The following is a 13,157-nucleotide window of genomic DNA, read 5'->3' as shown; positions in this document are numbered from 1 at the left end:
CGTGAGCAGCCCGCGACCGACGACGGCGACGGTGGTCGCAGCAGATCACGGAAGGACGCCCGATGTCGGCTCGCTGGACCTATCCTCCCGCCATGGACTTCGGGGTGCTCGGCCCCTTCACGGTGTCGACGGGGCGCGGCCCCGTCGACGTCCCCGGCGTGAAGGAACGCACCCTGCTGGCCCACCTCGTCTCCGAGGTCGGGCAGCTCGTCGCGGTCGACGACCTCATCGGGTCGCTGTGGGGTGACACCCCGCCACGCGCGCCGGTCAAGGCGCTGCAGACCTATGTGCTGCGCGTCCGCAACGCGCTCGAGCCCGGCCGCGGGAGCGACCCGGGAGTGCTGCTGACCGATGCCGGGGGCTACCGGCTGGCCGTGCCTCCGGGGAGCGTCGACGCCCACCGCTTCACGGCCCTGGCCCACGAGGGACGACGCCTGGTGGCAGCCGGTGACCATGACCTCGCTGCGCAGAGGCTGCGGGAGGCGGCGCGGCTGTGGCGCGGCCCGGCCTACGCCGGATTCGAGTCGACAGGCTTCGCGGCCGCGGAGGCCCGGCGGCTCGAGGAGGTGCGGACCGCCGCGGCGGAGGACCGGTGGACCGCGGAGCTGGCGCTCGGCAACGCCGCGGCCGCCGTCCCCGAGGTGGAGCGGCTGCTCGAGCACCACCCGTTCCGCGAACGGCTGTGGGGACTGCTGATGCGTGCCCACTACCAGCTCGACCGGCAGGGCGACGCCCTCGCCGCGTACGGTCGTGCGCGCTCCGCGCTCGCCGACGAGCTCGGCGTCGACCCCGGACCGGAGCTGCGGGACCTCCACGCCCGGGTGCTGGCCCACGACCCCACGCTGCGTCCCGCCACCCGTCGGCTGTCACCGCGGCTCGAACCTGTCGGGCCGCCACTGGTCGGCCGCTCGGTGGAGCTGGCGACCCTGCACGACGCCTGGCAGGACGCCCGGAGCGGCCAGGCCGTGGCGGTGACGCTCCGGGGGCCGGCAGGTGGCGGCCGCCGCCGCGTCGCGGCCGAGCTCGCCCGCAGCCTCGCCGACGCCGGGCACGACGTCCGGGAGGGGGGTCCTCCTGGAGCCGGCGTCCTCACTGTCGTCGACGACCTGCCCGAGGTCGGCCCACCCGGGTCGCTGGTGGTCGGCCGGTGCGCCCCCGGCGAGACCGGGGTCGGCCGCGTCGTCGACCTCGCTCCCCTCGGTCCGGAGGAGGTCGGACTCCTCGTCTCCAACCTGGTGGATCCCGACGACCTCGCCGAGGCGTCGCGCGACGTCTGGGACGGTGGCGCGCGCTGGCCCGCCGAGGTGCTGGTCGCTGCCCCGGCCTGGGCACGGCGGCGAGCCGAGCAGCGGGTCCTCGCCGGGGCCGACGCCCTCGGGAGAGCGGCCGCCGACGCGGCGACCGCGCGCGCCGAGCTGGCCGCCGGCGTGGTCGGCCTGCAGGCCGCCTCCGGGCCCACCACGGGGTCGCGGTCCTGTCCGTGGCGAGGACTGGCGGCCTACGACGTCGACGACGCGGCGACCTATGCCGGCCGGGAGCGCCTCGTCGCCCAGCTGGTCGCGGCTGTCGCCGGTGCGGGGCTGGTCGGGGTGGTGGGCGCCTCCGGTTCCGGCAAGTCGTCCCTGGTGCGCGCAGGGCTGCTCGCAGCACTCGCCGACGGCGTGCTGCCGGGCAGCGAGGAGTGGACGGTCGTCGACCTCCGACCCGGCCCCCACCCGATGGCCGAGCTCACGCGGCGGACGGTCGCCGCGCTCGGTCAGCCGGTGCCCGTCGGCGACCTGCTGGCCCACCTGGTCCACCCCGGCGGTGCGAGCCGCACGCTGGTCGTGGTCGACCAGCTCGAGGAGGCCTGGACCCAGTGCACCGACGACGGCGAGCGGCGCGCGTTCCTCGACGTCGTCGCCGACCTCGCCCGCGACGACCGCACCGGCGTGCTGCTCGTGCTGCGCGCCGACTACGTCCCCGCGCTCGCCGACCACCAGCGGCTCGCGACCGCGCTCGGTGACGGGACCGTGCTGGTCGGCGCGCCCACGGCCACGGAGGTGCGCCGCGCGGTCACGCTCCCGGCAGCCCGGGCCGGGCTCCGTTTCGAGCCCGGCCTCGACGACGCGGTCGTCGCCGACTGCGGCGAGGGGATGGGGGTGCTGCCGCTGCTGTCCGTGGCGCTGACCCGGATGTGGGAGGAGCGCACGGACGGTGTGCTCACCTGGTCGAGCTACCTGGCGATGGGCGGCGTGGAGGGCGCGATCGCCGACCGGGCCGAGGCGGTGTGGTCGGGTCTCGACGAACCCGGGAGGCGGGCGGCACGCGTGCTGCTGGAGCGGCTCTCAGGACCGGGCGCCGGCGATGCCGTGGTCCGGCGGAGCGTGGACCTGTCCGAGCTCGCCGGTCTCGGTCCCGAGGTCGTCGACGTCGTCGGCCCTCTCGCCGACGCGCGTCTGCTGACCCTCGACGACGGCCCGGAGCAGCCCACGGTCGAGGTCGCCCACGAGTCGCTGTTCAGCCACTGGCCACGGCTCGCGGGCTGGCTGGCCGAGGACTCCGCCACGCGCGACGTCCTGCGTCGTACCGCTGCAGCGACCGGCGAGTGGGTGGCGGCCGAGCGCGACGGCTCCCTGCTCTGGCGCGGCCCGAGGCTCGACGCCGCGCTCGACGTGGCGTCGCTGCGGCCCGACGAGCTCACCGACACCGAGCACGCCTTCCTCGATGCCTCCCGTGAGGCCCTCGACGTGGAGATCGCCACGGCCCGGCAGCGTGAGCAGCAGGCGGTCCGGCAGAACCGCCGGCTCCGACTGCTGGCCTCCGGGGTGGCCGGGGCCCTGGTGCTGGCGCTGGTGGCCGCCGGTCTCGCACTCGCCGCGCGTGAGGACGCCGTGACGGCCGGTCGTCGCGAGCAGGCAGCCGCCGTGGCGGCCGATGCCAAACGTCTCGCCGCCCAGGCCGTCAACGAGGAGCAGCTGGACCTCGGGCTGCTCGAGGCCGTCGAGGCGGTGCACACCGAGAACGCTCCCGAGACGTGGGGCGCCCTGCTGACCCTGCTCGCCCGGGTACCCGGGCTGGTGCGGCAGGTCCGCTCCCCGGACCTGTTCCTGGAAGGGGCCGCGACGCGTGACGGCGACACGGTCTTCCTCTCGGAGTACGAACCGGTGCTGTGGGCCCTCGACGGCAGGACCGGCGACACGCGGTGGAAGACCGACGTACCGCTCGGCGGTCACGTGATCACCCTCGACCAGGGACCTGCCGGCCTGCTCGGCGCTGCGTTCACCGACACCGCAACCGTCGTCGTGCTCTGGGACCCCGAGTCCGGTGAGGAGCGGTGGCGGCTGGAGGGTCCGGACTTCGCGGCGGCCGCGGGGAGGAGCGGCGACCCGATGCCCACCGAGGCGGTCTGGAGCGGGTCCCGGGCGATCGCCGTGTCCAGCACCCACGCCTTCGTCATCGGTGCGGACGGGACGGTGCGGCGGGCGATCCCGATCGACGTCCCTGTCCAGCCGAGCGTGCTGCGGGCCTGGCCCGACGGCCGGGTGAGCTTCGAGTCGCCCTGGGACGTCGGGCACGTCCTCGACCCGACCTCAGGCCGTGTCCGCACGCTCCCGTTCACGATCGAGTCCGTCTCGCCGGACGGCCGGCTGGTCGTGACCGCAGACCGGAGCGAGCCGGACCGGGTCGGTGTCAGGCTCCGGGACGCCTCGACGCTGGATCCGGTCGGCGAGGAGATCGTCGTGACCTCCTACGACGGCGGGCTCGCGTGGTCGCCCGACGAGCGCCACCTGGCCATCGGCGGCGGAGAGGTGCTGCAGATCCACGACCTCCGGGGTCGGCTGGTGCGCTCGTTCCCGGCCGCCCACACGGGGGCGATCATGTCCGTGCTGTACTCGGGACCCGACCGGGTGTGGACCGGCGGGCGCGACGGCGTGGCCTCGCTGTGGGCGGCCGGCGGCAGCGGCGGCTTCGTCGACGAGCAGCGGCTCGACGGCAGCCCGCACCTCGGTGACACGTCCCCGTCGGGAGGCCTCGGCGCCTACGTACGCTTCCGGCAGACGACGCTCAACGAGGCCTACCTCGTGGACCCGGCGCGGGGCGAACCGGTCGGCCGGTCCCCGCTGCCGATGCCCCCACGGTGCCGCTGCCAGCCCATCGACGTGGCGGTCGCCGGTGACGGCTCGGTCGCGGTCGGGGCGGTGGAGGCATGGCGTCCAGGGCTCATCGGTCCCTTCGACGACCGCGGCCACGTCGCCGTGTGGTCGCCCGACGGGGCGCTGGTCGCCGAGGTGGACCTCCCGTGGCGTCCGGTCGGTGTCGCCGTCAGCGGTGACGGGACGACGTCCTTGGTGCACGGTGCCGGTGGCGTCGCGCTGGTCGACCTCGGCACCGCGACGGTGCTCGACGAGCTGCCGCGTGAGGTCGGGGCGCAGCCGCCCGGCACCGACTCCGTCCGGTTCTCCCCCGACGAGCAGCGGGCGGCCGTGCTTCGCGACGACGGGGTCGTCGTCGTCGACGCCGACGACCTCTCGGTGCTGGCTGAGCAGAGCCTCGGCAGCGACCAGACCGACGCCCCCACCACCGTGGCGTGGTCGGGTGACGGGCGGACCCTGACGGTGGGCACGCTCGGAGGACAGCTCCACGTCCTGGACTCCCGCCGGTTGGCCCCCGTGGCACCCACGCGGCTCGCAGCGGCCGGCTTCGTCGTCGACCAAGCGACCAGCCCCGACGGCGCCCTGCTCGCCACCCTCGGCTCCGACGGCGACCTCAAGCTGTGGGACACGACCACGTGGCAGCCGCTCGGCCTGCCGCTCACCGAGCAGGGCAGCTGGGGTGTGCTCGCCTTCACCGCCGACGGCCGGCGGCTCCGGGTGCTCTACGAGGCCGGGACGCCCGAGGGCGACGGCACCGTTCAGAGCGTGCCGGTGGATCGCGACCTGTGGCTCGCGCGCGCCTGCGAGGTGGCGGGGCGCCAGCTCACCGAGGACGAGTGGGCGGTGGTCCGGCCGGGCTCGCCGTGGCGACGCACGTGTCCGTGACCGAACCGTGAGCCGGTCGCGACCGCGGTGCCGGACCGTTCGGAGCACCAGCTCCCCACGGAAGGAACCGCCATGGCTCTGCGCCTCGCCGTCATCCTCGCCGCCACCGTCGCCTCGGTGGCGATCGCGGCCCCGTCGCACGCCGCCGCACCCGTCCGGGTGCCGATCGACCCGTCCTCCCACCCCGCGACCGAGTGGACGTGCGACGACGACGCCGTGGTCTCCGGCAACGTCGCCGGGGGGTGGATGGTCATCGGGAGCCGGACCGCGCCGGACGGCACCCCGCTGATGACGATCTCGATGAACTACACGATGGTCTCGCTCGACACCACGACCGGTGAGTCGGTCGACGGCCGCGGCACCATGCACCTGGTCATCGACCTGGCCACGGGCACGACGACCGAGAGCGGGAACGCCCGCAGCCTCAAGCTCCCGGGCCAGGGCGTCGTCGTCCAGCAAGCCGGACGCTTCGTCTACGAGCCGGGCGTCGACGACCCGGTCGTGGCTGCCGGCCAGTACGTCGGCTCCGAGGTCGACGGTGCCGTCCTCTGCGCCTGGTTCGGGCACGACGCCTGACCAGCGGCGCGACCGCCGGTCGCCGGGGAGCCGACGGTCGCACCGCGTCAGCAGCCGCCGCGCTCCACGCTGCGGCAGGTGTCGTCCCCGCCGCCGCCGTAGCCGGTGTCGGTGCCGGAGCCGCCGTCGATCAGGTCGTCGAGCGGGGAGCCGGTGACGACGTCGTTGCCGCCGCCCATCAGCGCGCGCAGCGGTCCGCCCTCGATCGCCCAGGTCCGCTCGGGGAGGTCGGAGCCGACGTACTTCCAGCGCAGCGGCCCGACGAACCGGTGACGCTCGACGCCCTGGATCGTCCCCTCGGCACTCACCGCACCCGAGGCCGAGGTCGTCCCGCGCCCGGCATCGACGGTGAAGCGGGCCGTGGGCGTCTGGCCCGCGAGGAGCCGGCCGTAGAAGGCCACCGTGTCGTCGCCGGCGCCGCCGGCGAGGGAGGCGCCCTGGCCCGGCGCGACGTAGGTGCCGACGTAGTCGTCGCCGCTGCCCGCGTCGACGACCGTCGGGTCGGGCCCGAACGCCTCGACGAAGTCGGCGTCGGCGCCGGTCGAGATCTGGTCGCGCCCGGCGACGCTGGAGACGAAGTCGCGCCCGGGGCCTGTGGCCACCGTGTCCCGGCCACCGTCGCCCGCCCCCATCCCGTCGGGGAACACCGTGTCGGGGCCGAGCCCCGTGGCGATCGTGTCGTTGCCGCCACCGCCGTCGACGGTGTCGGCACGCCGCGAGCCCGTGACCGTGTCGGCGTACGCCGTGCCCACGACGCCGCTCGCCGGGCCGACCGCGATCGTGTCGCGGCCCTGGCCCCGGGCGGTGCCGTCACCGGAGCCGGAGAGGTCGACGGTGACCGGCTTGGCGGAGTCGGCGAAGGAGTAGGTGTCGGGGCGACGGCGCTCGTCGACCGTGCGGGTGTCACCGCCGCCGACCAGGCGGTCGGCGCCGGGCCCACCCAGGAGGGTGTCTCCGACGAGGAAGGTGCCCCCGGGGCCGATGCCCTTCCGGTCGGAGCCGCCCAGGAGCCGGTCGTCGCCGGGGCCGCCGACGAGGCGGTCGGCTCCCGGGCCGCCGCAGACGAGGTCGTCGCCCCCGAGCGTGTCGATCACGTCGTCACCGCCGAGCCCGACGCCGACGTCGCGACCCGACGTCCCCGTCAGCCGGTCGGGACCGGTGGTGCCGACGATCGTCGCGGCGACGCCGTCGCAGCGGGGCACGGCGGCACCGCCCGACGGGGCGGCAGCGGCGAGCAGGGGGCAGGTCAGGGCGACGAGCAGAGCCGGGGGGACCCAGCGGTGGGCGCGCATGAGGAAGCTCCAAGCGGGAGGGGACCGCGTCCATGATCACCCGGGGAGGCCGCGCGTCCCGGCCACTGAACGGGTACGGCGCGTCGTCGGTGTCTCGATAGCCTCGTGGCCATGTTCTCCAAGGTGCTCGTCGCCAACCGCGGCGAGATCGCGATCCGTGCCTTCCGCGCCGCCTACGAGCTCGGGGCGCGGACGGTGGCCGTCTTCCCCCACGAGGACCGGGGCTCCGAGCACCGCCTGAAGGCCGACGAGGCCTACGAGATCGGCGAGCGCGGCCACCCGGTCCGGGCCTACCTGGACCCGCAGACGATCGTCGACGTCGCCGTCCGCGCCGGCGCGGACGCGGTCTACCCCGGCTACGGCTTCCTGTCGGAGAACCCGGCCCTCGCCGAGGCGTGTGCCAACGCCGGCATCACCTTCATCGGCCCGACGGCCGAGGTCCTGACGCTGACCGGCAACAAGGCGCGTGCCATCGCGGCCGCCAAGGCGGCGGGGGTGCCGACGCTTCAGAGCGTCGACCCCAGCACCGACGTCGACGCCCTCGTCGAGGCCGCCGAGGCGATCCCCACCCCACTGTTCGTCAAGGCCGTCGCCGGCGGCGGCGGCCGCGGCATGCGTCGGGTCGACGACCGTGCGCAGCTGCGCGAGGCGGTCGAGACCTGCATGCGCGAGGCCGACGGTGCCTTCGGCGACCCGACGGTCTTCATCGAGCAGGCCGTGGTCGACCCCCGCCACATCGAGGTCCAGATCCTCTCCGACGGTGAGGAGGTCATCCACCTCTTCGAGCGCGACTGCTCGGTCCAGCGCCGCCACCAGAAGGTCATCGAGATCGCCCCGGCGCCCAACCTCGACCCCGACCTCCGCGACCGCATGTGCGCCGATGCCGTGCGGTTCGCCCGCGAGATCGGCTATCGCAACGCCGGCACCGTCGAGTTCCTGCTCGACCCCGACGGCAACTACGTCTTCATCGAGATGAATCCCCGGATCCAGGTCGAGCACACCGTGACCGAGGAGGTCACCGACGTCGACCTCGTCCAGTCCCAGATGCGCATCGCCTCCGGCGAGACCCTCGCCGACCTCGGCCTCTCCCAGGACACCGTCCAGCTGCGCGGTGCGGCCCTGCAGTGCCGGATCACCACCGAGGACCCCGCCAACGGGTTCCGCCCCGACACCGGGAAGATCACGACCTACCGCTCCCCCGGCGGGGCCGGCGTCCGCCTCGACGGCGGCACGACCTACACCGGCGCCGAGGTCTCGGCCCACTTCGACTCGATGCTGGCCAAGCTGACCTGTCGCGGCCGGACCTTCGACAAGGCCGTCGAGCGGGCCCGCCGGGCCCTGGCCGAGTTCCGGATCCGCGGCGTCTCCACGAACATCCCGTTCGTCCAGGCGGTGCTCGACGACCCCGACTTCGCCTCCGGCCGGGTCACCACCTCGTTCATCGAGACCCACCCCCAGCTGCTCACCGCCCGCGGCCAGGGCGACCGCGGCACCAAGCTCCTCACCTACCTGGCCGACGTCACGGTCAACCAGCCGCACGGTGCGGCGCCGGTCGACCTCGACCCCGTGACCAAGCTGCCGGCCGTCGACCTGAGGGTCCCGGCGCCCGACGGCTCGCGCCAGCGGCTGCTCGAGCTCGGCCCCGAGGAGTTCGCGCGCCGGCTGCGCACCCAGAACCGGGTTGCCGTCACCGAGACCACCTTCCGCGACGCCCACCAGTCGCTGCTCGCCACCCGGGTGCGGACCCGCGACCTCGCCGCGGTCGCCGGCTACACGGCCAGGACGACGCCCGAGCTGTGGTCGCTGGAGACCTGGGGCGGCGCGACGTACGACGTGGGGCTGCGCTTCCTGTCCGAGGACCCCTGGGAGCGGCTCGCCACGATGCGCCAGGCCGCCCCGAACATCTGCCTCCAGATGCTGCTGCGCGGGCGCAACACCGTCGGCTACACGCCCTACCCGACCGAGGTCACCGAGGCGTTCGTCCGGGAGGCCGCGGAGACCGGGATCGACGTCTTCCGGGTCTTCGACGCCCTCAACGACGTCGAGCAGATGCGGCCCGCGATCGAGGCCGTCCGCGCGACCGGGTCGACGGTCGCCGAGGTCTGCCTCTGCTACACCGGCGACCTCTCCGACCCGCGCGAGCAGCTCTACACCCTCGACTACTACCTGCGGCTCGCCGAGCGCATCGTCGACGCGGGCGCCCACGTCCTCGCGATCAAGGACATGGCCGGTCTGCTGCGCGCCCCCGCGGCGAGGACGCTGGTCACCGCACTGCGGGAGAACTTCGACCTGCCCGTCCACCTCCACACCCACGACACCCCCGGCGGCCAGCTCGCGACGCTGCTCGCGGCCATCGACGCCGGGGTCGACGCGGTCGACGCCGCCAGCGCCCCGATGGCCGGCACGACCTCCCAGCCCTCCCTCTCGGCGCTGGTCGCGGCGACCGACCACTCCGAGCGCGACACCGGCCTGTCCCTCGAGGCGCTCTTCGACCTCGAGCCCTACTGGGAGGCGACCCGCCGCGTCTACGCGCCGTTCGAGTCGGGACTGCCGTCGCCCACCGGCCGCGTCTACACCCACGAGATCCCGGGCGGCCAGCTCTCCAACCTGCGCCAGCAGGCGATCGCCCTGGGCCTCGGCGAGAAGTTCGAGCAGATCGAGGACATGTACGCCGCCGCGAACGACATCCTCGGCAACGTCGTCAAGGTGACTCCCTCCTCGAAGGTCGTCGGCGACCTCGCGCTCCACCTCGTCGCCGTCGGTGCCGACCCGGCCGAGTTCGCCGACCAGCCCGGGAAGTTCGACATCCCCGACTCCGTCATCGGGTTCCTCAACGGCGAGCTCGGCGACCCGCCGGGCGGCTGGCCCGAGCCGTTCCGCACCAAGGCCCTCGAGGGCCGGAGGTGGACGGCGCCCGAGAGCGACCTGGCCGAGGAGGACCGCGAGGCGCTCGGTGCCGGTCCGGCCTCGCGGCGCCGTACGCTCAACCGGCTGCTGTTCCCGGGCCCCACGAAGGACTTCGAGGAGGCCCGGGAGACCTTCGGCGACGTCTCGGTCCTCACCACCCTCGACTACCTCTACGGCCTGCGCGCCGGCGAGGAGCACTCGGTCGTGATCGAGGAGGGCAAGACCGTCATCTTCCGGCTCGAGGCGATCAGCGAGCCCGACGAGCGCGGCTACCGCACCGTCATGGCGACGATCAACGGCCACATGCGGCCGGTCTCGGTGCGTGACACCTCGGTCTCCGCCGAGGTCGCAGCCGCCGAGAAGGCCGACCCGTCCGAGCCCGGCCAGGTCGCGGCCCCCTTCCAGGGAGCGGTGACGCTGGTCGTCGAGGAGGGCGCGCAGGTCGCAGCCGGTGACACGGTCGCCACGATCGAGGCGATGAAGATGGAGGCCGCGATCACCACGCCGGTGGCCGGCAACGTCCAGCGGCTCGCCATCAGCGGGACGCAGCAGGTCGACGGCGGTGACCTGATCCTCGTCGTCGGCTGAGTCGTCGGCTGACTGGTCGCTGAGGGTGGGTCGGCCGGACCCTCATCAGTTCGGGGTAGGCGGCCTCCACCGCCGATCCACAGACTCCTCACCCGCTCCACGGTTGGGGAACGCTTCGGTGAGAGGTCTTGTCCACGCCGGGGGCGTTTCGCACGGTGGGGTCATGGCCACGCACACCCCGAGCTACCAGATGCACACGAAGGTGCCGGTCAGGCACACCCGTGGCAAGCACCTGGTCGCCCTGGTGGGGGTGCCGCTGATCGTCCTCAGCACCGTCCTGGTGGTCTGGAACGCGCTCAAGGAGCAGTGCGCCGTCCTGTCGACCGCCCAGTGCCTGCCGGTCGGCTCCACCGACTTGGGCGGCACCGAGGTCGCCGTTCTCGCGACCTTGCTGGCCGCCGGCCTGGCCACGATCGTGGAGGTCGCGGCCGACTGATCCGCGCCCGATCGCGTGCCCGACCTGCGCGATCACCGGGCACGGCGTACGATGTCCTTCGTAGTCCCGTCGCGCGACGGTGGTACCGAGGTCAGACGAGCCCCATTCAGTGATGGCTCGTCCTCGACGATCCACGTCACGCTCCCGACGGGACCGGTCGTGCGAGGAAGCGAGAAGCTGGTTGGCCAGCAGGCGTGACACCCGGTCCGGCGGAAGCCGGCGATCCCGACAGGCCCCGACCCGGAAGCGGGACGAGGAGGGCCTGATGCCCGTGCTCGCCAAGGCGGTGCGGGAGATCGAGAACGCCGTGGCGCGTGGTCAGGTGACCACCAGCCACCACTCGCGCTACCAGGCGATCGCGCTGCTCGCGCGCCAGGAGCGGGCTCGGGTGAAGGCCGACACCGAGATGAAGGACGGCCAGCGCGACAACCTGATGCGCCGGCTCGACGGCGTGGGCCAGATCCTCGCCCAGATCGCCGCGCGCCACCCCTCCTTCTTCAACCTCCTCCAGGAGGACGCCGAGGTCGGCGAGGGCACCCGCCGTTGGCAGAAGGAGATGCAGGAGGCTGCGGGCGTCGCTGCGGCCGAGGCAGAGCCCGAGCCGCAGGAGTCCGAGGCGCCCGCGAAGCCCGACCGCCGGGTGATCCCCCAGTCGGTGATCTCCGCCCAGCTCGCGAACCCGTTCCTCGTCCCCGACTACAGCGCCGCCCAGAAGCCCAAGCCGGTCGGCCGCCTCGTCGGGTGGGACCTCGTCGGCCCGGTGCTCAACGCCTTCGAGCACCCCGCCCCGGGCGCCCCGGCCTGCATGGAGCTCCCCGAGCCGCGCGACCTGATGCTCCCCCCCGACCTCGAGCTGATGGCCCACCAGTCGAAGGTGCTGGCCGCCGTCGCTGAGGGCCACCGCACCTTCCTGCTCGCCGACGAGCCGGGCCTCGGCAAGACCGCGCAGGCGCTGCTCGCCGCCCAGGTCGCCGACGCCTACCCGCTGCTGTGCGTCGTCCCGAACGTCGTGAAGACCAACTGGGCCCGCGAGGCCGCCCGCTGGACGCCGAACCGGACCGTGTCGGTGATCCACGGCGACGGCGACGGCATCGACGGCTTCGCCGACATCGTCGTCGTCAACTACGAGGTCCTGGACCGTCACGTCGGCTGGATGGGTGAGCACGGCTTCCGCGGCGTCGTCGTCGACGAGGCCCACTACATCAAGAACAAGAAGTCCCAGCGCTCCCAGCAGGTCATCGAGGTCTCCCACCGCGTCCGCAGGCGCATCGCCCGGCCGCTGCTGATGGCGCTGACCGGGACCCCGCTGATCAACGACATCGACGACTTCCGGGCGATCTGGGAGTTCCTCGGCTGGATCGACGACAAGCGCGTGGGCGACGACCTGATGGCCGCGCTCGAGGCCAGCGACCGCACGCCCGCCGACCACTCCTTCTACCCCGCGGCGCGCCAGGCCGTCGTCGACCTCGGCATCGTGCGGCGCAAGAAGGTCGACGTCGCCTCCGACATCCCGGCCCGCCGGATCGCCGACCTGCCGGTCGAGCTCGAGGGCGCCGCCGGACGCTCGATCGCCGAGGCCGAGCGCAAGCTCGCCGACCGGCTGGTCGGCCGCTACGAGGCCGCGCTCGAGCACCGTCGTACGGGGTTGGGCAACTTGGGTGCGGACGGCATCGACCACGACCTCGTGCGGCGCGTCGCCGAGCGTGAGGTCGCCGAGTCCGACGAGAACGCGACCGGCGACAACGTCTTCGCGATGGTCCGCCGGATCGGCCGGGCCAAGACCGAGCTGGCCGCCGACTACGCCGCCCAGCTGGCCCGTAGCGCCGGCAAGGTCGTCTTCTTCGCCAAGCACCTCGACGTCATGGACGCCGCCGAGGAGCTCTTCGAGGCGCGCGGCATCCGCTACACCTCGATCCGGGGCGGGCAGGCCACCAAGGCCCGCACCGAGGCGATCGACTCCTTCGTCAACGACCCCGAGGTCAAGATCATCGTGTGCTCGCTGACCGCGGCCGGTGTCGGCATCAACCTCCAGGTCGCCTCCAACGTGGTGCTCGCCGAGCTGTCGTGGACCAACGCCGAGCAGACCCAGGCGATCGACCGCGTCCACCGGATCGGCCAGGTCGAGCCGGTGACCGCCTGGCGGATCATCGCCGCCCAGACCGTCGACGCCCGGATCGCGGAGCTGATCGACGCCAAGGCCGGGCTCGCCGCCCGGGCCCTCGACGGCGCCGACGACGACGAGGCCGCCACCGTCGACGTGCAGGTCGAGACCCTCGTCTCGATCCTCACCGAGGCCCTCGAGGCCCGGGTCGCCGCCGCCGTCTGACCCGACAGCAG

At 73.9% G+C, this 13,157-nt stretch carries 6 protein-coding genes; 5 read left to right on the top strand and 1 reads right to left on the bottom strand.

Going from position 1 to position 13,157, the window contains the following annotated elements; all coding sequences use genetic code 11:
* The first annotated feature begins 92 nt into the window (after positions 1-92).
* Both ABD091_RS15035 and ABD091_RS15030 read left to right on the top strand, forming a co-directional pair.
* Positions 93-5,021: an nSTAND1 domain-containing NTPase gene (locus ABD091_RS15035; RefSeq protein WP_343919858.1), complete on the top strand. Its 4,929-nt coding sequence runs from the start codon at positions 93-95 to the stop codon at positions 5,019-5,021.
* 72 nt (positions 5,022-5,093) lie between these two features.
* Positions 5,094-5,597: a hypothetical protein gene (locus ABD091_RS15030; RefSeq protein WP_343919856.1), complete on the top strand. Its 504-nt coding sequence runs from the start codon at positions 5,094-5,096 to the stop codon at positions 5,595-5,597.
* A gap of 47 nt (positions 5,598-5,644) precedes the next feature.
* On the opposite strand, the gene ABD091_RS15025 is transcribed toward ABD091_RS15030, so the two are convergent.
* The gene (locus tag ABD091_RS15025) at positions 5,645-6,889 is read right to left on the bottom strand and encodes a calcium-binding protein (RefSeq protein ID WP_343919854.1); all 1,245 of its coding nucleotides are present in this window, start codon (positions 6,887-6,889) and stop codon (positions 5,645-5,647) included.
* Between the two features lie 111 nt (positions 6,890-7,000).
* Between ABD091_RS15025 and ABD091_RS15020 the strand changes: the two genes are divergently transcribed.
* From ABD091_RS15020 to ABD091_RS15010, 3 genes are all read left to right on the top strand, one after another.
* A complete protein-coding gene (locus tag ABD091_RS15020; protein ID WP_343919852.1) occupies positions 7,001-10,384 on the top strand; it encodes a pyruvate carboxylase in 3,384 nt (1,127 codons plus the stop codon).
* A gap of 163 nt (positions 10,385-10,547) precedes the next feature.
* On the top strand, positions 10,548-10,820 hold the full coding sequence (locus ABD091_RS15015) for a hypothetical protein (RefSeq protein ID WP_343919850.1): 273 nt from the start codon (positions 10,548-10,550) through the stop codon (positions 10,818-10,820).
* A gap of 265 nt (positions 10,821-11,085) precedes the next feature.
* Positions 11,086-13,146, top strand: a complete 2,061-nt coding sequence (locus ABD091_RS15010; RefSeq protein ID WP_343919848.1) for a DEAD/DEAH box helicase — start codon at positions 11,086-11,088, stop codon at positions 13,144-13,146.
* Positions 13,147-13,157: the final 11 nt, after the last annotated feature.

The sequence above is a fragment of the Nocardioides aestuarii genome, from assembly GCF_039527245.1.
GTDB classification, from domain to species: domain Bacteria; phylum Actinomycetota; class Actinomycetes; order Propionibacteriales; family Nocardioidaceae; genus Nocardioides; species Nocardioides aestuarii.
This window is presented reverse-complemented; position numbering and strand designations above follow the sequence as displayed.